A 20116-nucleotide genomic window follows, 5' to 3' on the forward strand; every position below is an offset into this window, starting at 1 on the left:
TAACCGGCCGGGATTCCCCCGGTGCGCCGGGGGCCGTCATTCGTGGCCGACGCCGTCGGGCAGCAGGGCGGCGGCCAGGGCGGTCGGGCCGTGGGCGGCGGCTCCCCGCGCGTACGCGACCGCGTACCCGTCGTCGCCCAGCGCCGCGCGGGCCGTTCGCTCGCAGCGGTCGCGTATCGGCTGGAGTTCCGGCGCCCCGCGCTGCGGGTGGCCGACGCTGCGCCAGTACGCCCCGCCGGTGCCGTAGACCGACGCGGCCTGTTCGGCGCGGCCGGCGGCGGCGAGCGCGGCGGCCAGCAGGTCGAGGCCGAGCGCTATGCCGAAGGAGTCACCGAGCAGGTGCTTGCTCTCCAGCATGGTGCGCGCGTACGCGACCGCGTCCTCGGGCTCGGCGGAGAAGAGGGCCACGACGGACAGCTGGTAGTCCAGGTAGGAACGCGTCCACACCTCGCCGATCTCCACGCAGTGCCGGCGCAACTCCAGTGCCCGCGCCCGGCCTTCGGCGAAGTCGCCCAGCGCGGTGAGGGAGAGCACCTCGACGAGGTGGCAGCGCAGCCGGTCGGGTGTGTCGAACGCGGAGCCGGGGACGGAGTCCAGCGCGTGGCTGCGGAGGGTGCCGGGAACGTAGCCCGGGGCGGACCCGAGCGCTTCCCGTACGGCGTCCAGGGCCGTACGCGACTGCCCGGTGAGCATGCCCAGCAGGCCGGTCAGGCAGGCGGCGGCGGCCAGGTCCTCGCTGTCGCCGCGCATCGCGACCATGGCCTGCACCCGGTCGCTGATGTCGGCGGCGCGGTCGTACTCGCCCTGGAGGGTGAGGGTCGCGCCGAGTCCGATCAGGGCGCGGGTGCGGGCGGGGCCGGGCGCGGTGTGCTGCTCCAAGGCGCGCTCCAGGTAGGACCTGGCCTCTTTGAGGTGACCGCAGCAGGTCCAGAAGTAGACCAGCAGACCGGCGAGTTCGGCGGCCGCGGCGCTGTCGTGGTCGAGCCAGTGGTCGAGCGCCGCGCGCAGGTCCGGGTGGGCTTCCTCGATCCGCCGGTAGCCGAGGAGCTGGTCGCGCCCGGACCAGGCGGCGTCGGCCCAGCGGGCGAGCCCGGTGAAGTAGTCGGCGTGCCGGTCCTGGGTGCCGGCGACCTCGCCGAGTTCGCACAGCCAGGTGTGGCCGTACTCGCGGATGGTGTCGAGCATGCGGTAGCGGTCGCCGGAGCCGGCGTTCGGAGCGGTGGCGGGTACGGATACGGGAGCGGGACCGGGTGCGCGTGCGGGGCCGTTGCCGTTGCCGTTGCCGTTGCCGTTGCCGTTGCCGGACGGCGGTACGGTGCCGGGCCCGGACTCGGTTCCGGTCCCGGGCTCCGCGCCCGGCCCGATCCTGCGGACGACGGACTGGGCGACCAGCCGCTCCAGGGTCGGCGCCACGGCCGCGGCGCCGAGCGGACCACCGGCGGCGACGGCCTGGGCCGCGGCGAGGTCGAACGCGCCGCGGAAGACGCTCAACCGCGCCCACAGCAGCCGTTCCAGCGGCGCGCACAGCTCGTGGCTCCAGCCGATCGTGGTGCGCAGCGTCTGGTGCCGGCGCGGCCAGGCGTACCCGGGCGAGGCCAGCGTGTCGAAACGCGAACCGAGCCCTTCGGCCACCTCGGCGACGGCACCCGGCCCGACCGAACCGACCCGCGCGGCGGCCAGTTCGATCGCCAGCGGAATGCCCTCCAGCCGGCGGCAGACGGCCTCGGCCGCCTCGGCCGCGCCCGGCTCGGCCAGCGGCGCGCGGCCCAGCCGGTCGGTCACCCGGTCGGTGAACAGCGCGAGCGCGTCGGGGCCGTCGGCCGGCAGCGGCAGGACCTCCACGAGTTCCTCGACCGCCGAGCCCAGCGGGCGGCGGCTGGTCGCCAGCACCGTCAGCCCGGGGGCCGCGGTCAGCAACTCCCCGACCAGATAGGCGCACGCGTCGATCAGGTGCTCGCAGGAGTCCAGTACGAGCAGCAGCCGCCGGTCCGCGAGCCACTCGCTCAGCGCGTCCAGCGGCATCCGCAGCGAGTGGTCCGCGAGGTCCACCGCGTCGCTGACGGTGGAGAGCAGCAGCTCGGAGCTGTCCAGGGTGCTGAGGTCGGCCCACCAGGCACCGTCCGGAAAGTGCCCGCGCCCCGCGCCCGCCTCGCGTTCCGCGCCTCCCGGGACCCCCGTATCCGCCTCGCCCGGACCGCCCCCGGTATCCGCCTCCGCCGCTGCAAGTGCTGCCCGCTGCGCCAACCGCGTCTTCCCGATCCCGCCGGGGCCCGTCAGCGTCACCAGCCGGTGCCGGGCCAACGCCCCCCTCAACCGGCCGAGTTCCGCTCCCCGACCCACGAAACTCGATGTCTCCTGAGGAACGTTGCCCGTCATGACCTCAGCCTGACACCAACCGGACACGGAGGGAAACTCACCCGTCACTCCGGTCCCCGGCCCCGGCGCGGGGCGGGAGTTCGAGGCCGAGGTTCTCGCGGAGGGTGCTGCCCGTGTAGTCGTCGGCGACGACCTTGCGTTTGCGCAGTTCGTTGAGGAGCCCGTTGACGACGAAGTCGTGCTGGCGCGGGTCGGCGAGGCCGCTGAGCGAGATCACGTCGAGCACGCCGGCCCGGAAGCGTTCCTCGACGGCGTCGGCGAGTTGCTCGGGGGTGCCCGCGACGGCCCAGTGCCCGGTGTCCTGCGCGGCGATGACCAGTTCGCGCAGCGTGTAGCCCTGGCGGGCGTAGCCGGCGAAGATGTCGACGCGGCCGCGGCGGCGGTTGACCGTGGTGACGTCGGGCAGCAGGCTCTCCGGCAGCTTCGCGTCGAGCGGGAGTTCCGACAGGTCGACGCCGCCGCCGAGCATGTCGGCCACCTGCGCCCGGCCGCGTTCGAAGTCGATCGACTCCCGCTTGTCGCGGACCAGTCGGCGTGCCTCCGCCTCGGTGGCGCCGTACGTCGCGTGGAACGAGCTGAAGATCAGCGGCAGTCCGCCGGGCCGGCCGAACCGCTCGGCCTCGGCACGGATCTTCCGGGTGAAGTCCGTCGCGATGTCGAGGGTGGGGAGCGAGGTGAAGACGATCTCGGCGTAGCGCGCGCCCAGCGCCCGGCCCGCCTCGGACTGCCCGGCCTGGATCTGCACCGGGCGGCGCTGCGGCAGCGGCGGGATGTTCAGCGGTCCGGCCACGGTGAAGTACCTGCCGGCGTGGTCGATGGGGCGCACCCGGTCCCGGTGCAGCGTGGCCCGGCCGTCCGGGCCGGCGGTCAGCGCGCCCGGTTCCCAGCTGTCCCACAGCGCGTTGACGACCTCCAGCGACTCCGCGGCGCGCGCGTACCGCTCCTCGGGGCTGGGCAGGTCGCCCGGGCCGAAGTTCTCCTCGCCGACGGAGGAGGTCACCAGGTTCCAGGCGGCCCGCCCGTTGCTGACGTGGTCGAGGGTGCCGAAGAGCCGGGCCAGGTTGTACGGGTGGTGGAAGGTGGTCGAGACGGTCGCGATCAGGCCGATCCGCGAGGTCACCTGGCTCAGCGCCGAGACGAAGACCAGCGGCTCCTGCGACCCGATCGCGCCCTGGGCGCCGAAGCTGAGCAGGTCGGCGGTGAACAGCGCGTCGATCCGCGCCGCCTCGGCGAGTCCCGCCACCCGTATCGCGGTGTCCAGGGTGGAGCGGGCGGGGTCGATCGCCAGGTCGTAGGTCTCCGACGTGCCGCCGGCGCCGGTCACGGTCTTCAAGGTCCTGGGCGGCTTCGCGTTCACAGTTGGTCCCATCTCACCGCTGGCGGTGACGTCTCGGGGCTGGGGTTCAGGGGTTCTGGGGTTCAGGGGTACGGGGGATCGCGCGTACGCGGGTTCGTGGTTCCGGGAGCGCGTGAACTCACGCGTGCACGCCTTCCCGGAGCCTTCACGGCGAAGGCGAAGGCGAAAGCGAAGGTGGCGAAGGCGAACGGGCGCCCGGGCAGCGGAAGTCGACCCCTTCCGGGCTCCCTGCGGACGTGCGGCGCGGCGCCGGCGGAAAAGGGCGCGCGTCGACCGCTCAGCGCAGGGGAGAGGCGGGGCGGGCCGTCGTCAGCGACAGAGCGCGGTCTGGGTACGGCACAGGTCCACGTGACGCCGCTTCGTCCAGCCCGGCAGCGGAACCGCGGTCCCGGCCGGCCCGACGCGCGTTGCCCTCACGATGACTCCCATCGACCCGGGCGGCCGTCGAACGGCAGCCCTTCGACCCGCGGCTCAGGCGATCCAGGCGCCCCTCAGCCGCTCCTGACGGTACGGAACGAACGTACGCGGCAGGTGGGCGCCCCTGTCAAGACCGCCTCGGACCAGCCCGCGCCGCCCTACGGTGCGCCGCCGCTCACCGTCGCGTCGAGTACGGGGTGGCATCCGGCCCCGTACGTACGCGCCGAACGCCTGCCTCGGCCGATAATGGCGTGGTGAGCAACCGGCGTCTGCGCGTGGTCCTGGCCGAGGACTCCGTCGTTCTCCGTGACGGCATGGTCGAACTGCTCGGCGCCCGCGGGTGTGAGGTGGTGGCCGCCGTCGGGACGGCGCCCGGGCTGCTCGCCGCAGTGGTCGACCATCGGCCCGACGTGGCCGTGGTGGACATCCGGATGCCGCCCACGCAGACCGACGAGGGCATCCGCGCCGCCGTGCAGATCCGCACGAGGACGCCCGGCGTCGGCATCGTGGTCTTCTCCCAGCACGTCGAGACCACCTGGGCCTCCCGCCTGCTGGCGGGCGGCGCGGCGGGCATCGGGTACCTGCTGAAGGAACGCGTCGCCCGCACTTCCGAGTTCGTGGACGCGTTGCACCGGGTCGCCGACGGGGGCACGGCACTCGACCCGGAGATCGTCACCCAGCTGATGCGGGGTGGCCGGCGCAGCCGGGTGGACACCCTGACGCCTCGTGAGCGCGAGGTGCTGGAGCTGGTGGCGCAAGGGCACTCCAACCGCTCCATCGCCTCGCTGCTGGCAGTGTCCGAGCGGGCGGTGGAGAAGCACGTGGCCGCCGTCTTCGCCAAGTTCGGCCTGCGGGCGACGGACACCGACAACCGCCGGGTGAAGGCCGTCCTCACCTACCTGGCGGAGAACGGCAGCCGACCGGCCGTCACAGACGCGTCGGCAACTCGGCGGTGACCACGGTCGGTCCGCCGGGCGGGCTGTCGATCCGCAGCGCGCCGTCCACCGCCGCGAGCCGTTCGGCCAGGCCCGTCAGGCCGGTGCCGACGCCGAGCGCCGCACCGCCGCGCCCGTCGTCGCGCACGGACAGGACGACCCGGCCGTCGGTCGCGCTCGCCTCGACTGCGGCCGAGCGGGCAGCGCTGTGCTTGGCGACGTTGGTGAGCAGTTCGGCGGCGCAGAAGTAGAGGGCGCGTTCGACCACGTGGTCCGGTCGTTCCGGCAGGTCCAGGCGGAGGGTGACCGGCACCGGCGAGGTGGCGGTGAGCCCTGGCAGTGCCTCGCCGAGGCCGCCGTCCAGCGTCACCGGGTGGATGCCGCGAGTGAGCCGCCGCAGTTCGGTGACGGTGTCGTCGGTCTGGCCGCGGGCGCGTTCCATCAGGGTGCGCAGCCGGGCGAGGTCCGGGCCGGCGGCGGGAGCGAGCGCGTCTTCGGCCAGCGAGAGGGTGATGGCCAGGGCGACCAGCCGGGCCTGGGTGCCATCGTGCAGGTCACGCTCCAGGCGGCGGAGCTCGTCGTTGTTCTGCGCGAGCAGCGTGGCGCGGGCGGTCTCCAGTTCCCGGACGCGCCGTTGGGCACGGGCCGGTCCGAGCAGCAGCCGGGCGAGCCGCCGGTTCACTCCGCTCAGCGCCCGAACCGCGCCGGGCACCGCGGCCAGGACCACCAGGCCCAGCGGTGTGGACGCGGCATCCATCCAGGGGGCGGGGCGCGGACCCGGTTCGAGCAGGCGTACCCAGAGCGGGAAGCCGATCAGCCAGCCGCAGACGAGGGGAACCGCCACCGCGGCGGCGAACCCGAGCACGCCGAGCGGCAGTCGCAGTACCAGATAGAGCAGCGACCGCCAGGCGATCGGGTCGGTCAGCACGACACGGCCACGGGCGACCACGCCCGCCGGGCGGGGCAGCCTGGCCGGCGCCTCGACGCGCTCGCCGAGCAGCCGGCCGACCAACTGCCGGTGCAGCGCGCCGAGACCGCGCGCGCCCCTCAGCGCGGCGGCCACGAACGGCAGGCCGAACACGGTGAGCGAGAGCAGCGTCCCCGCGTAGAACACGGCGAGGGCGTAGGCCCCGCCGAGCAGGGCGAGCGGCAGCCCGACGACCGCGAAGGCCCATTCGCCGCCCCGGACGGACAGGTAGCGCCGCTGCTCAGCCACGGTCGGCCACGGGGACCCGCGTGGGCCCGCCCGACGCGGAGGACAGCACCCGGCCGGCGGGCGGCGCGCCCGCCGACCCCTCCCGGGTGGGCGCCTGTTCGCCGGCCGTGCTCCCGCCGGCCGACTCGTCGCCGCGCTCAGTCACGGCTGCCTCCCGCCAGTCCTGCCGCGGGCCCGCGTATCGCTCGCAGGCCTGTGGTCAGGATGCCGGGGAGGGTCAGTGTTGTTGCGTCCGCGGCGATCCACCAGCAGCCGGCCACCGGGAGGGACGGCATCGGCGACCCGCTCACCGCCGTGCTGAACGCCGCCGACGCGGCGCCCGCGACCGCCGCGCCGAGCAGGACCCCCACCGCCGTGGTCAGCACCGCCTCCGCGGTCAGCATGCGCAGCAGTTGCGACCGGGTCGCGCCGATCAGCCGCAACAGCGCGAACTCGCGGCGCCGTTCGGCGGTCACGGCGACCAGGGTGTTGACCGTGGAGACGGCGGCGAAGCAGACGAGCAGCGTCAACTCGGCCTGACGCAGCCAGACATCCGTGGCGGAAGTGACGCTGGACGCCGCCGCGCCCGCAGCGTGCCCGGCGGTTCTCGTCATGATCAGCATGGTGCCCGACAGGCCCACGAGCAGGGCGACCGGCACCACGGCGGACGACAGTCGCCGCGCGTACCCGCGCAGGTTGGCGTCGGCCAGCCACCCCGCACCGGGTGCCAGCGCCCGTACCGGTGCGCCCAACAGGGCCGCCAGGACGCGCGCCGCGAGCGGCCCCGCCAGAGCGACCGCGACCAGCAGAACCAGCGAGCCGAGCAATGCCGCCTGACCCGCCTTGTCCACCTGCTCCGCAGGGCGCGTCGCGGCCAGCCGCAGCAGCAGGCCGCCGCCCACCAGCACGCCGATCGCGGCGAGCAGACGCAGCGCACCCGTCCGCCCGTGCTCGGTCGAACTCGCCGTGAGGGCGGCCGCGGGCGTGATCCGGGAGATCCGCCGCGCCGCCACGGCCGAGGCCGCCAGCGCGACGGCGAGCGCGACGGCCGGCGCCACCAGCATCGGGATCGGGTTCCACGGCACCCGCACCCCCGGCGCCGCCATCCCTCGCCGCTGCATCGCGGCGAGGAAGCCCCGGGCCGCCGCGGCACCGGCGGCCCAGCCCGGCGCGGTGACCACCAGCGTGGTCACGACGACCTGACCACGGACCAGGCGCCGCACCTGGCGGGGTGTCGCCGCGATGGTGCGCAGCAGGGCCAGCTCCCGGTGCTGCTGGCGCAGTGCGAACCCCAGCGCGTTGACCACGACGAAGAACGCGACCAGCACGGCGATCTCACCGAAGGCGCCGGCGATCACCATCAGGCTGGGCCCGGTGGTCGCCTTCCGGGCTGCCGCCGGGGCGGTGGCGCCGGCGGCGAACAGCAAGCCGAACAGGGTCAGGGTGGCGATGGCGAGGAAGAGCGCGACCGCCAGGCCGACGAAGGCAGCCGGACGGCGGCGCATCTGCCCGAGCGCGAGCGAGGTCACAGCCCTTCCCCGCCCAGCCGGCTCAGGGCTTCGCCGACCTGGGCGGCGGTGGGCCGGTCGAGTTCGTCCACCAGCACGCCGTCGGCGAGCAGCAGCGCCCGGTCCGCGTACCCGGCGGCCACCGGATCGTGGGTCACCATCACACAGGTCCCGCCGCTCTCGTCCACACCGGCGCGCAGCAGGGCGAGGATCTCGTGGCCGGTGGCCCGGTCGAGCGCGCCGGTCGGCTCGTCGGCGAACACCATCGGAGGACGGGAGACCAGTGCCCGGGCGATGGCGACCCGCTGCTGCTGCCCGCCGGACAGCTGCCCGGGCCGGTGCCGCGCGCGCCCGGCCAGCCCCACCCGGGCAAGCGCGTCCAGCACCCGGCCCCGGTCGGGCCGCTCGCCGGCCAGCCGGCCCGGCAACTCGACATTCTGCGCGACGGTCATCGCGGGCATCAGGTTGAACGCCTGGAACACGAACCCGACCCGACTGCGCCGCAGTGCCGCCAGCCTCCGCTCGGGCAGCCGGGACACCTCGGTACCGCCCCACCAGACGGAGCCCCGAGTGGGCCGGTCCATCCCCGCCAGGCAGTGCAGCAAGGTGGTCTTGCCGGAGCCGGAGGGCCCCATCACCGCCGTGAACGTCCCGGGCGCGAAGGCCACCGACACCCCGCGCAACGCCCGCACGCTGGCGGCACCGCGTCCGTACTCGCGGTGCAGGTCCTCCCCTCGGGCGGTGGTGCCCGTCCTGGTATCCCTCGTCGTCTCAGCCATGCCCTCATCCTCGGCGGGCGGAGCACGGCGATCGATCCTGCCCGCCCCCGCATCGGAAGTTCGGAAAACCGCACCCCGGTAGGCGGCGTTCTGCCGAGCGGACCAGCCGGGAGGCACTCACGCCGAGGGGCCGCCGGAGAGGAAACGGGCCGGCCCCGCGCCGCCTCGCCCCGCTCGGCCCCGCGCCGCCCTGCGTAGGCAGTTGCCGTGCCCCCGCTCGGCTCCCGCCTCGCTCGGCAACCCCGGCCCCGATGACGAATACGTTTCATCTTCATTGACAGCCCTCGCCGTTCCCATCAGGATGACAGCCGTCTCACCGCTGCTCTGAAGGAGGCTGTCGCGGTCTCCTCTGATGAATCGTTTCATTCGGAGGCTTGGAATGGCGCAGTCCCGACGGTCCGGTCACGGGCCCCTCCTGCTCCTGGCCGCGCTGACCGCATGGTTGACCGCGGTCGGCCTCGTCCTCGGGACCGCGATGCCCAGCGCCGCCGCGGGCCCCGCCGGTTCCCCGGGTTCCCCCGGTTCCGCCGCCACCCGCGCCGCCCCGAACCACCTGACCGTCGGCGGCCTGACCGCCCCCGCCGACGTCGCACCGGACGCCACCCCGCTGCTGGGCTGGCAGGTCGGCGCGGGCACGCAGCGCGCCTACCAGGTCGAGGTCGCCACCACCGCCGCCGCCCTGGCCGGGCGGCCCGACGTGTGGAACTCCGGCAAGGTCTCCTCCCGCGCCAACGGCACCGTCGCCTACGGCGGCCCCGCGCTGCGCCCCGCCGCCGGCTACGTGTGGCGGGTGCGCACCTGGGCCCCCTCGGGCGCCGCCTCCGCCTGGTCGGCCGCGGCCTCCTTCGGCACCGGCCCCGGCAAGGCGTGGCCGGGCGCCGCGCCCATCTGGGCCGGCAGCGCCTCGTGGAGCGACTACACCTTCCAGGGCAGCTTCGTGATCGACGCGAAGTACGCCAGCGTCACCTTCCGTGAGTCCGACACCCGCGACTTCTACCTGTGGCAGTTCAAGGGCAACGGCGAGAACACCATCGCCCCGCAGGTCCAGAAGGACGGCGCCTTCTCCAACCTCAAGGCGGCCGAGCCGCTGCCCTTCGCGCTGGTCGACGGCACGGCGTACGACTTCCGCGTGGTGGCCGCCGGTGCGACCTTCACCACCTACCTCAAGGCCGCGACCGGCACCGGGTGGACCCTGGTGGACACCACCACTGACGCCACCTTCGCCTCGGGCGGCATCGGCTTCCGCACCGGCAGCACCGAACAGGCCACCTTCGACGACATCACCGTCACCGCCCCCGACGGCACCGCGCTGTACGCCAACGACTTCAGCGACCCGGCGAACACCGACTTCAGCTGCGGCACCGTCACCGGCCAGGCGCTGTTCGTCGACAAGAGCAAGAACTGCGGCACCGGCTTCGGCGGCGCCGACTGGGCGTTCCTGCGCGGCGACACCACCCTGGCGAAGGGCCGGCACATCGCCTGGGCGCACCTGTACGCGACCGGCTCCTCCACCACCCCCGGCCGCCAGTTCGTCTACAAGATGTGGGTCAACGGCCGCTTCGTGGGCGTCGGTCCGACCCGGCCGGTCGGCACGGAGACCCGCTACGACGGCTACGACGTCACCTCGCTGCTGCGGCCGGGCGCCGCCAACACCATCGGCGCGCTCGCGTACACCACCAGCGACCAGCGCTTCCTCGCCGACCTCGTGGTCCGCTACACCGACGGCAGCACCCGGACCTTCGGCACCGGGCCCGGCTGGAAGGCGGAGAGCGGCGCCAAGGTGCTGCCGAGCGCGGGCAGCATCGGCACCAGCTACTACACCGCCCCGGTCGAGGACTTCGACGCCCGCGCCTACCCGACCGGTTTCGCCGCACCCGGCTTCGACGACGCGTCGTGGCCGGCGCCCGTGGTCAAGAGCGCCTTCGCCGACCTGGAGCCGACCCCGACCGCCAAGGTCCGGCAGAAGCCGGAGAAGCCCGCGTCGGTGGTCGAGTACGCCCCGGGCGACTACTACGTCGACTACGGCCGCAGCTGGATCGGCGGCCTCTCGCTCGACCTCACCGGCAGCGCGGGACAGCGACTGGACATCCGCTACGGCGAGGTGCCCGCCGGCACCGACACCGTCCGCTACAAGACCTCCGCGGGCAACACCTACGAGGACACGTGGACGCTGAAGGCCGGCGGCCAGCACCTGGAGACCTGGGGCCTGCGGGTCTTCCGCTACGTCCAGATCACCGGCGCCCCCACCGGCCTGCGCGCCGCGGACCTCACGGCGGAGGCGTACGTCTACCCGTTCGACGAGTCGGCCGGCACCTTCGACTCCTCGGACAGCTCGCTCGACCAGGTCTGGACGCTGTCCAGGAACACCGTGGAGATGTCCGACCAGAACCTCTACGTGGACTCCTGGGAGCGCGAGCGCGGGGTCTACGAGGCCGACTCCTACCTCCAGTTGATGGCGAACCTCTACACCGGCGGCGACGCCTCACTCGGCGACTACTCGCTCAACTTCCTCCTGTCCAGCCGCACCTGGCCGACCGAGTGGCCGATGTACCTGATCCTCGCCTTGCACGACAGCTACCAGACGACCGGTGACACCACCGCGCTGGCCGCGAACTACGCCGCTCTACAGGGGAAGTTGCCCGACCGGTGGTTCGACCCGGCGAGTGGGCTGATCCACAAGACCACCGGCGACACCGGCGCCGGCAGCTGCAACGACTGCGACATCGTCGACTGGCCGGCCTCCGAACGCGACGGCTACGTCTTCAGCTCCTACAACACCGTGATCAACGCGATCAGTTACCGCAGCTACCGCGACATGGCCGACATCGCCACCGCGCTGGGCCGCACCGCGGACGCCACCGCCGACAACGCCAAGGCCGACGCGATCAAGTCCGCGGTGAACGCCACGATGTGGGACGCCGCCAAGGGCGCGTACCGCGACGGCCTCGACGACAGCGGCGCCCCGATCGACCACTACGCCGTGCAGGCAAGCGTGTTCGCCACCGCGTTCGGCCTCGCCGACGACCAGCAGGCCGCGCGGGTCGCCGACTACCTCGGCACGCGCGGCATGGCGTGCAGCGTCTACTGCGCCGCGTTCATGATCCAGGCGCTCTACGACGGCAACCGGCCGGACCTGGCGCACGCCATGCTCACCTCCACCGGCACCGACAGCTGGCTCAACATGATCAAGGCCGGCGCCGGGGCGACCATGGAGGCGTGGGACCTCTCCTTGAAGCCCAACACCACCTACTCCCACCCCTGGGCGGCCTCGCCCGCCTTCGACATCCCGCAGGACATGTTCGGCATCCGGCCGACCACCCCCGGCTACGCCACCTTCGACGTCAAACCCCAGCCCGCCGCGGTGCGTTGGGCCCATGTCACGGTGCCCACCGGCAAGGGGAGGATCGGCGCGGCCTTCGACACCGCGGCCGGCGGCCGGGTCGACACCGGGGTGAGCGTCCCGCCCAACTCCAGCGCCGACGTCGACCTGCCGGGCGGCTCGGCCACCGCCACCACCGTCTACCTGGACGGGCGCCGGGTCACCGCCACGTACGGCAACGGCTTCCTGCGGGTCGCCGGGGTGCAGCCCGGCTGCCACGTCCTCACCACCGACCCGGGAGGGTCCGCCTACCGGGACACCAAGCTCACCGGCATCTGCCCCGACGGCTACCGGGCTCCGGCGCGACACGGCCGGTAGGACGCGGTCGGGAGGGCACGGCCGTCAGGCGTGCGGTCGGTAGGGTGCGCCTTATGCCGGATGTCGCCGCCCTGCCCGAGCCGTTCACCCCGTCGACCGACCCCGCGGCGCTGGCGGACCTGCGCGCGCGGCTGCGCGCGACCCGCTGGCCGGACGCGCCGGCCGACGCCGGCTGGTCGCTCGGCACCGACCTGGACTACCTCCGCGAGCTGGTCGCGTACTGGGCCGACGGCTTCGACTGGCCGGCCCAGGAGGCGGCGCTCGCCGCGCTCCCGCACTTCCGCGTCCGGCTCGGCGGCCTGGGCATCCACTTCGTCCACGCGCGGGCCGCGGCCGCGCCGGCCGGCACCGCGCTGCCGCTGGTGCTCAGCCACGGCTGGCCGGACTCGTTCTGGCGCTACGCGAACGTCGTCCCGCTGCTCACCGACCCCGGCGCGCACGGCGCCGACCCGGCCGACGCGTTCGACGTGGTCGTGCCCGACATGCCCGGCTACGGCTACTCCGACCGCCCGACCGGCCCGCCGCTGAACTCCATCGCCGTCGCCGGCCTGTGGGCCGAGCTGATGGACGTCCTCGGCTACCAGCGGTTCGGCGCCGCGGGCGGGGACATCGGCAGCCATGTGAGCCGCTACCTCGGACTCGACCACCCCGAGCGGGTCGTCGCCGTGCACCGTACCGACGCGGGCGTGCCGGTCTTCGGCGGCGACCCGGCGGATCTGGCACCCGAGGAGCGCGCCTGGTTCGAGAGCGTGGCGGCGTGGGGCGGGGCCGAGGGCGCCTACGCCGCCATGCACCGTACGAAGCCCCAGACCGCGGCCTTCGGCCTCACCGACTCGCCGGCCGGGCTCGCCGCGTGGATCGTCGAGAAGCTCCGGTCGTGGAGCGACTGCGGAGGCGACATCGAGCGCAGCTACACCAAGGACGAGATCCTCACCAACGTCACGCTGTACTGGCTCACCGGGACCATCGGCTCCTCGATGCGGATGTACGGCGCCAACGGCGCGATCCCGCCCGCCCAGCTCGCCCGCCGGGTCGAGGTCCCCTCCGGCTTCTCCCTCTTCCCCGGCGACATCGCCCGCCCCCCGCGCGCCTGGCTCGACCGCACCGCGAACGTCGCCTACGTCAACGAGCCGCCGCGCGGCGGCCACTTCGCGGCGTTCGAGGAGCCCGAGCTCTACGCCGAGGAACTGCGTGCCTTCTTCCGCCCCTTCCGGCGCGCGCTCTAGGAGGCTTTGCGGGCGCTGGAGCGCTATGGAGAGCGCTGGAGGACGCCGCCGCGGATTCCCCCCGGGGCGGGTTGTCGGTGCTCGCGGCTATCGTGGCCTGCGTCGCGGCACGCGCGGCCGGCGAAGGGGGCCGGTGTTCGCGCAGGGCCGCTCTGTGACGATATGCGGATGGCGAGCGGTCCTGGGGAGGGTCCGCCCGCGCGCCAGGGGTGGGAGAACGCCATGGGAAACAACGGGGATTCCATACCGGACGAGGAGTGGGAGCGCTTCCTGCGGGAGGCCGAGGCCGGGACGCGCAGCGCGCCTGTGGAGCCGTCGGCGCGGGCCCGGATGGTCGCACGGCGGCTGCGGGAGGAGGCCGGACCCCCGGAGGGATGGCGGGCCCACCAACCGCCCCGGCGCGGACGGGCCAAGGCGTGGTACGCGGTCGGACTCCTGCTCGTGGTGGGGCTGCTGGTCGTGGCGTTGGACCCGGGGCGGGCCGCCGGATGGTTCGGGGGCGGAGGCGGAAGCGGCGACGGGAAAGCCGGCCGCGCGGACGCGTCGCCCACCGCGAAGTCGTCATCCCGACTGCCCACGCCGGATGAGCCGTTCAGAGGATCGCCGGCGGAGCGGTGGGACGACGGCACAGCCGGGATCAGCATGCCCACCGCACGGGCGACCGGTTGGATGACCGAGAAGCAGGTGGCGCGGGCGCTCCAGCAGAGCCTGGACTTCCTGGCGGCGGCCAGCCTCGACCCGGCGGTGATGCGCGGGGAGCGGCCGAAGAAGGCGATCGCCCTGGTCAATCCGCACCAGAGCGACGTCCAGGACTACCTGTCGACCGCGTTCCGCACGCCCAGCCAGGAGAACGACCCTCTGCTGATGTTCAGCCGCTTCGCGCAGACGAAGGTGCGGCTGGTGGGGAGCGTGGTCAAGACGCGGGGACGGATCACGTTCCGCGAGGGCAAGCGCGGCGCGCTGGAGGTGACCAGCGATGTCACCTACGTCTACCCGGTCGTCCGCGCCGCGAAGGGCAGCGACGAGGTCGCGCGCACCATCGTGCGCCGCGAGACGGTGATGAGCTGGGACGACCCGGCGAAGGTGATCACCGAGCCGGGGACGTTCTCCTTCGTCTCCTACAAGATGGACGCCACCAACGGCGGTTGCAGCAACTACACGGGCTATTTCCGCCCCGAGTTCACCGCCGACCGCGCCCCGAAGAGCCCCGGAAGCGGCCCCGAGATGGACCCGTACGACCGGACCACCTCGATGAGCGAACGCCTGCGCGAGGCCGACGGAACGGAGTGCGGGACGGCCACGCGATCGTGACCGATCCCGGTCACCAGGGGTAGGGAAAACCCGACCGTGAGGTCTCGACCTGGCTGTCATGACCTGATGGGGCCGGTCGAACTGGAATGGCCGGGTGGCTATTCGTCGATTTCACGGTTCCGCCGATCCGCGAAAGCGGTGGGGCGCGGGATGGCTCGTCGCCGCTTTCTGGGCTTTCGGATTTCCGCTGGTCTCCGGCCTGGAAACCCAGCGGATCTGGGGATTCTGCGCGGGAACCGGCTATCTCTGCGCCGCGGTTGCCGCGTTCCTGCCTCCGCGCGCGCCCGCCGGCAGCCCGGCCGGCATACGGGCCGGAGCACGGGCCAGCGCATGGGCGGGCATACGGGCCGGAGTCGGGTGCGCGCTCGCCGGGGCCGTCGTCCTGCCGTTGCTGTACTGCGTGTTGAGCGGCCGCGCGCAGAGCGAGGTCGGCGTCATCGAGCGCTCCGGGCAGCTCCTGCTGCACGGCCACAGCCCCTACGTCGCCCACCCCCGGACCGTCCTCGACTACGACCCCTACCTGCCCGGGATGGCCGCCTTCGGGCTGCCGCGGGCCCTGTTCGGCGACGGGGGCCCGCTGCTTCGGCTGCTCGGCGACGCCCGCGTGTGGTGCGCGCTCGTCCTCCTCGGCTGCCTGGGGCAGGGGCGCCGCATCCTGCGTACGCCGGTCGCCGGCGAAACGGCATCGGTAGAGGGTCGGTTGGGGTACGGCACCGCCTTCGCCGCCCTGGTCGCCTCGCCGGTGGTGGCACTGCCGCTGTGCGTGAGCGGAGTGGACCTTCCGCTGACCGGTCTGCTCTGCCTGGCGCTCGCGCTGGCCGCCCGAGGGCGGTCCACCGCGGCGGGGCTCGCCGTCGCGGCGGCCTGCGCCCTCAAGTGGACGGCGTGGCCCGCTCTCGCGGTGGCGGCGTCCTTGCTGGCGCACACCGCGGGCCGGCGGGCCGCCCTGCGCTTCGCGGGCGTCTCGGTGGCGGGCACCCTCGCGCTGGTCCTGCCCGGAGTGCTGTGCTCGCCCGGGGCGGTGGCCGAGCAGGTGGTCGCCTTCCCCACGGGACGCGGCCGGTTGGCGACCCCGGCCAGGAGCCTGCTGCCCGGCCGGCTGCTCGCGGAGTCGGGCCCCGCGGGCTGGTACGCGGCCGTCGCGCTCCTTTCGGCGGGCGCGCTGGCGGTGGGCGCCTCACTGGTCGTACGCCCGCCGTCCGACGCTGTGGCGGCCGCCGACCGGCTCGCGCTGGGCCTGTGCGCGGGGTTCCTCCTCGCCCCGGCCGGGCGGTTCGGGTATCTCGCGCTGCCGGTCACGCTGGCGGTGTGGACGCGGCTGGCCGGCACGGGGAGCCGGGTGGGACGGGCGGCGGAGCGGCGGGCACCGGAACGGGGCGCCGGACGGGAAGCGGAATGCCGCTCGGGGCGGGAAGCGGAGGACCCGGACGCGGCGGTGCGGCCGGGGCGGGCGGTCGCGGTCGGGCCCGGCCGGGAGGTCCGCGCTCGGCGGGCGGTCGGCGGTCACCGTGCGGTCGGCTCTCCCGCCGGCCGGTCGGCGTCGAGGTGGCCGCGCAGATAGGCGAGGACGGCCAGCACCCGCCGGTTGCCCTCGGCGGGATCGAGGTCCAGCTTCATGAAGATGTTGCCGGAGTGCTTGACCACCGACGCCTCGGTGACGGTGAGGCGCCGGGCGATGGCCTGGTTGTTCAACCCCTGTGCCATCAGGGCGAGTACCTCCCGCTCCCGTGGCGTCAGCCGCAGCAGCGGCTTGGCGGCGCTCTGCTCCCACAGCAGCACCCGCACCACCTCCGGGTCGATGACGGTCCCACCGCCCGCCACCCGGTCCAGGGCGTCGAGGAACTCCGCCACCTCGCCGACCCGGTCCTTCAGGAGATAGCCCAGGCCGCCCTGGTCCGGCGGCCCGCCGAGGAACAGCCGCGCGGCATACGCGCCCGCCACGTACTGGGAGAGCACCAGGACCGGCAACTCCCGGTGTCTGGCGCGCAGTTCGAGGGCGGTACGCAGGCCCTCGTCGCGGAAGCCGGGCGGCATCCGTACGTCGGTGATGACCACGTCGGGCCGGTCGGCGTCCACCGCGCGGGCCAGTTCCGCGGCGTCGCAGACGGCGGCCGTCACCTCGTGGCCGACACGGGAGAGGAGTTCGACGAGTCCGGCACGCAGCAGCACCGCGTCCTCGGCGAGCACTACACGGAGCACGGGACCTCCAGGGTGAGACGGGTCGGGCCGCCGACGGGGCTGGTCACCTTGAGCCTGCCGTGCAGCACGGCCACGCGGTCCGCGAGTCCCTGCAGCCCCGCACCGGCCGAGGGGTCCGCGCCTCCGCGTCCGTCGTCGGTGACGGTCACGGTCAGCAGGTCGCCCGCCAGCCGCGCGGCGACGGTGACCGCTGAAGCGCCGCTGTGCTTCGCCGCGTTGGTGAGCGCCTCGGTCACGGTGAAGTAGGCCACGGTCTCGACGGGGCCGGGCAGCCGGTGCGGGAGGTCGACGTCGACGGTCACCGGGACGGGGTGGCGCAGCGCGACCTCGCTGGTGGCGGCGGCCAGTCCGTGGTCGGTGAGGACCTGGGGATGGATGCCGCGGACCAGCCCGCGCAACTGGTCCAGGGCCGCCCGGGCCTCCGCGCGGGCCCGGGCGACCAGCTCGGCGGCGGGCGTGCCGGCCGCGTCCTGGCTCCGCAGCTCCCACTCGGCGAGCCCCAAGGTCATGGTGAGCGCCACCAGTTGCTGCTGGGCGCCGTCGTGCAGGTCGCGCTCGATCCGGCGCCGCTCGGCCTCGAACGCGTCGACCAACCGGACCCGGGACCGGGTGAGTTCCACCACCCTGGTGCCGAGGTCCGCCTCGACGGCCGGCAACAGCGCCAGGGCGAAGCGCACTTGCGCGCCGGCCAGCACCCCGCCCGCGTAGGCGCACACCGTCAGCCCGGCCAGACCCGCGGCCGTGGCGGGCAGGGCGGCGACCGGACCGCTGATCGACCTGCCGGGGATGAGCATCAGGGTGTCCGGGGCGATCAGCCACGCGAAGACGGGCGTGGTCACCAGCAGCGCGGAGAAACCCAGCAGCGCCGTGAAGCCGAGACCGGCGGCGGTGAACACCACCCCGAGCACCAGCGCGTACCCGAGTTCGCGCCAGGTGGCCCGCTCCTTGAGCCGGGCGCGCAGCCAGGGCAGCGCCCCGACGCCCGGCAGCGAACCGTGCGGGTCCGGCAGCGGCTCCGGCTCGACCAGGCGCAACCTGCGCCGCTCCACCGCCGCGACGGGCACCCCGCAGGCCGCCGCGGCCATCAGCACCAGCACGCCGACGCCGACCACCGAGAGCCCGAGCCCGACGACGAGCAGCGTGGTCAGCGCGACCAGGACCGCGCACCCCATGACCGCGCCCGTGCACAGGTAGGCGGCGCAGCGCAGCGGCCACCGGGAGAAGAGGAACCGCACCGGTCGCCGGCGCAGCGCGTCCCACACGGCAACGGTCATGGCCTCTGTCCTCCCGCCGGTCGCGCGCGCCCGTTTCCTCCCCTTGAGGACTCCGCTCCGGCGGAGCGGGTTGCCTGGTGGGGAGGGGCGGTGGGCCTCGGGTGGGGGAGGGGCGGCCGGGCGGCGGGCCGTGCTGCCGCCGGCGGGGTCGGAGGGTCACGGGCGGCCGGGGAGGACTGACAGATCGGCGGCGAGGTGCTTATGATGCCCGGGATGATGAACTTCTCCTCGTACGGATTGGGGGACTCGTCCGCGCAAGGTGAGTGCTGATGGCACTTCACTTCGCGAACGGGATTCCGCCCCGCCTGCTGATGTGGCAGCGCGTACGCGAGTACGCCGTGCCACCGTCCATGATCGGGACCGCGACCGCACGGCGTGCGGTCGGCGACTGGGCGGGGGCCTGCGCCGCCGCCCGGATCGACGTCGATCTCGATCTGCGCGCCGTGCGCGACCGCCACGGCACCGATGTCGCCACCCGACTGCGAGCGGATCTACGCCGGTTGGCGCCGGATCTGCTCCGCTGGCACCTGCCCAGGACCGCCCCCGACGGGCGGCTGCGGCCGGGCCTGACCCTCTGCCTCGCCCGGTACGGAAGCGCGCGCACCGCACTGGACCTGGTGGTGCGGACCCCGCCGTCCTGGGCGGACGCCGGCCAGCGGCTGTCGCTGGCCCTGTGGGAGGGGCCGGGGCACGACACCCCCGAGCCGCCCCCGCTGTGGCCGCACCCCCACCCGCACCCCGGTCCGCATCCGCACCCGCACCCCGACCGGCGGTTCCGGCTCGACCTGCACCGGCACCTCTGGGACGCCCGGCACAGCGGCGAACTGGCGTGGCGGTGCGGCGCGGAGGGCGCGCCAGGGTCCAGGACCCTGTCCTCGGCACCTCCCGAGGAACACCTCGACGAGGCCGCCACCGACACGGACTCCCCGTGGGCGGCGGCGACTTGGGCCGCGGAGGCGGAGCTGCTGCTGCGGGCCGAGGGCCGTCCGCGCGGCGCCTTCACCGTACGGCTCGGGGCGCGCCGCCGCGCGGTGCTCGAACTCGTCGCGCCCGACGACAGCCACGCACCCACGTGCCGGCCGGTGCGGGAGGCGCTGCCGCCGCAGGAGGTCGCGGCGCTTCCGATGCTGCCGGAGGCCGCGGCCCGGGTACTGCCCGATCTGGAGCTGCTGCGGGCCGGGTTGGTCGCGGCGGACCGGCTGCATCCGCTCGTCGCGGCGGCGTTGGCGGCGTACGTCCCGGCCCCGTCGGCCGGTCCCGCCCCCGAGCCCGGTGATCCGCACCGGGTGGAGTGCCGGGGCGAGGTGCACCGGATCGCCCTGCGGGACGGGGTGTTGACGGCGGTCGACCACGACCCGGACCAACTGCGCCGGGAGGAACTGCTGGTGGCGCTCGGCGGGCCCGCGCTGCCCTGCCTGCGCGCCATCGACACGGTGCACCGCGACCCGGAGGCGCTGCCCGCGGTCCGGGAGCGGCTCGGCCATGGCGACGTCGTCGGGGCGCTGGCCGTGGTCGAGGGGCTGCTCGGACCGAACGCGGTACTGCGGGACGGTCCGCTCCGGCGGGAGCTGGAGTCCGCCGCGGCCCGCCGGGTCGACCACGGGCTCTTCCGCGCGGGGATGGCCCCCGTGCCGGGTGCGGGGCGTACGAACGCCGCTCGCCGTCAGCGGCCCGGCCGCGCGACGCCTGCCTACCCGAGCAGCAAGGGTTCCAGCCGGGCCCGCCCCCGTACCGGCCAGTACCGCTGACCCGCCACACCCCCCGAACTCCCCTTCTCCCGAGGCGCGTTCCGCTCGCGCACGCCCATGACCTCCGGGACGGGCCGACCCGTCCCCGTACACG

General features: G+C 74.4%; 15 protein-coding genes. 6 read left to right on the forward strand and 9 right to left on the reverse strand.

Going from position 1 to position 20116, the window contains the following annotated elements; translation table 11 throughout:
* Nucleotides 1-36 precede the first annotated feature (36 nt).
* The 3 genes from ACIPAE_RS02610 to ACIPAE_RS02620 form a co-directional block, all read right to left on the reverse strand.
* Nucleotides 37-2376, reverse strand: coding sequence for an ATP-binding protein (locus tag ACIPAE_RS02610; RefSeq protein WP_402442389.1), 2340 nt, complete (start codon nt 2374-2376; stop codon nt 37-39).
* Between the two features lie 37 nt (nt 2377-2413).
* Nucleotides 2414-3733 (reverse strand): NtaA/DmoA family FMN-dependent monooxygenase, encoded by a 1320-nt coding sequence (locus ACIPAE_RS02615; protein ID WP_366409696.1) that lies wholly within the window; start codon nt 3731-3733, stop codon nt 2414-2416.
* Between the two features lie 309 nt (nt 3734-4042).
* Nucleotides 4043-4162: a putative leader peptide gene (locus ACIPAE_RS02620; RefSeq protein WP_366409697.1), complete on the reverse strand. Its 120-nt coding sequence runs from the start codon at nt 4160-4162 to the stop codon at nt 4043-4045.
* A gap of 242 nt (nt 4163-4404) precedes the next feature.
* Between ACIPAE_RS02620 and ACIPAE_RS02625 the strand changes: the two genes are divergently transcribed.
* Nucleotides 4405-5106 carry a LuxR C-terminal-related transcriptional regulator gene (locus tag ACIPAE_RS02625; protein ID WP_402442391.1) on the forward strand — a complete coding sequence of 234 codons (702 nt, stop codon included), beginning with the start codon at nt 4405-4407 and terminating at the stop codon, nt 5104-5106.
* Here the strand turns inward: ACIPAE_RS02625 and ACIPAE_RS02630 are convergent.
* From ACIPAE_RS02630 to ACIPAE_RS02645, 4 genes are read right to left on the reverse strand one after another with little or no spacing between them, the layout of a single operon-like run.
* Nucleotides 5078-6301 carry a sensor histidine kinase gene (locus ACIPAE_RS02630; RefSeq protein ID WP_402442393.1) on the reverse strand — a complete coding sequence of 408 codons (1224 nt, stop codon included), beginning with the start codon at nt 6299-6301 and terminating at the stop codon, nt 5078-5080. The genes ACIPAE_RS02625 and ACIPAE_RS02630 overlap by 29 nt on opposite strands.
* Complete coding sequence (locus ACIPAE_RS02635) at nt 6294-6446, reverse strand: hypothetical protein (protein ID WP_402442395.1); 153 nt, start codon at nt 6444-6446, stop codon at nt 6294-6296. The genes ACIPAE_RS02630 and ACIPAE_RS02635 overlap by 8 nt, the downstream gene beginning before the upstream one ends.
* The gene (locus ACIPAE_RS02640; RefSeq protein WP_402442397.1) at nt 6439-7809 is read right to left on the reverse strand and encodes an FtsX-like permease family protein; all 1371 of its coding nucleotides are present in this window, start codon (nt 7807-7809) and stop codon (nt 6439-6441) included. Before ACIPAE_RS02640 ends, ACIPAE_RS02635 begins: the two co-directional genes overlap by 8 nt.
* Entirely contained in the window at nt 7806-8567 is a 762-nt protein-coding gene (locus tag ACIPAE_RS02645; protein ID WP_329366578.1) for an ABC transporter ATP-binding protein, read from the reverse strand. Before ACIPAE_RS02645 ends, ACIPAE_RS02640 begins: the two co-directional genes overlap by 4 nt.
* Before the next feature lie 379 nt (nt 8568-8946).
* Between ACIPAE_RS02645 and ACIPAE_RS02650 the strand changes: the two genes are divergently transcribed.
* The 4 genes from ACIPAE_RS02650 (at nt 8947) to ACIPAE_RS02665 (ending at nt 16362) form a co-directional block, all read left to right on the forward strand.
* Nucleotides 8947-12264, forward strand: coding sequence for a family 78 glycoside hydrolase catalytic domain (locus ACIPAE_RS02650; RefSeq protein WP_402442399.1), 3318 nt, complete (start codon nt 8947-8949; stop codon nt 12262-12264).
* 53 nt (nt 12265-12317) lie between these two features.
* Nucleotides 12318-13490, forward strand: coding sequence for an epoxide hydrolase family protein (locus ACIPAE_RS02655; RefSeq protein ID WP_402442401.1), 1173 nt, complete (start codon nt 12318-12320; stop codon nt 13488-13490).
* Between the two features lie 222 nt (nt 13491-13712).
* Nucleotides 13713-14801: a hypothetical protein gene (locus ACIPAE_RS02660; RefSeq protein WP_402442403.1), complete on the forward strand. Its 1089-nt coding sequence runs from the start codon at nt 13713-13715 to the stop codon at nt 14799-14801.
* Nucleotides 14802-14895: 94 nt separating this feature from the next.
* A complete protein-coding gene (locus tag ACIPAE_RS02665) occupies nt 14896-16362 on the forward strand; it encodes a glycosyltransferase 87 family protein (protein WP_402442405.1) in 1467 nt (488 codons plus the stop codon).
* On the opposite strand, the gene ACIPAE_RS02670 is transcribed toward ACIPAE_RS02665, so the two are convergent.
* Both ACIPAE_RS02670 and ACIPAE_RS02675 read right to left on the reverse strand, forming a co-directional pair.
* A complete protein-coding gene (locus ACIPAE_RS02670) occupies nt 16305-17000 on the reverse strand; it encodes a response regulator transcription factor (protein WP_329366568.1) in 696 nt (231 codons plus the stop codon). The genes ACIPAE_RS02665 and ACIPAE_RS02670 overlap by 58 nt on opposite strands.
* The gene (locus ACIPAE_RS02675; RefSeq protein ID WP_402442408.1) at nt 16988-18274 is read right to left on the reverse strand and encodes a sensor histidine kinase; all 1287 of its coding nucleotides are present in this window, start codon (nt 18272-18274) and stop codon (nt 16988-16990) included. Before ACIPAE_RS02675 ends, ACIPAE_RS02670 begins: the two co-directional genes overlap by 13 nt.
* A 269-nt stretch (nt 18275-18543) precedes the next feature.
* On the opposite strand from ACIPAE_RS02675, the gene ACIPAE_RS02680 reads away from it, so the two are divergent.
* Nucleotides 18544-20022 (forward strand): hypothetical protein, encoded by a 1479-nt coding sequence (locus tag ACIPAE_RS02680; protein ID WP_402442410.1) that lies wholly within the window; start codon nt 18544-18546, stop codon nt 20020-20022.
* Nucleotides 20023-20116: the final 94 nt, after the last annotated feature.

The sequence above is a fragment of the Streptomyces sp. NPDC087270 genome (genome assembly GCF_044744625.1).
Lineage (GTDB): Bacteria > Actinomycetota > Actinomycetes > Streptomycetales > Streptomycetaceae > Actinacidiphila.

Excerpts from the sequence above, each read along its gene's own strand:
- ACIPAE_RS02610 (WP_402442389.1), bottom strand. The coding sequence starts at position 2,376 with ATGACGGGCAACGTTCCTCAGGAGACATCGAGTTTCGTGGGTCGGGGA.
- ACIPAE_RS02675 (WP_402442408.1), bottom strand. The coding sequence starts at position 18,274 with ATGACCGTTGCCGTGTGGGACGCGCTGCGCCGGCGACCGGTGCGGTTC.
- ACIPAE_RS02620 (WP_366409697.1), bottom strand. The coding sequence starts at position 4,162 with ATGGGAGTCATCGTGAGGGCAACGCGCGTCGGGCCGGCCGGGACCGCG.
- ACIPAE_RS02660 (WP_402442403.1), top strand. The coding sequence starts at position 13,713 with ATGGGAAACAACGGGGATTCCATACCGGACGAGGAGTGGGAGCGCTTC.
- ACIPAE_RS02655 (WP_402442401.1), top strand. The coding sequence starts at position 12,318 with ATGCCGGATGTCGCCGCCCTGCCCGAGCCGTTCACCCCGTCGACCGAC.
- ACIPAE_RS02645 (WP_329366578.1), bottom strand. The coding sequence starts at position 8,567 with ATGGCTGAGACGACGAGGGATACCAGGACGGGCACCACCGCCCGAGGG.
- ACIPAE_RS02650 (WP_402442399.1), top strand. The coding sequence starts at position 8,947 with ATGGCGCAGTCCCGACGGTCCGGTCACGGGCCCCTCCTGCTCCTGGCC.
- ACIPAE_RS02680 (WP_402442410.1), top strand. The coding sequence starts at position 18,544 with ATGGCACTTCACTTCGCGAACGGGATTCCGCCCCGCCTGCTGATGTGG.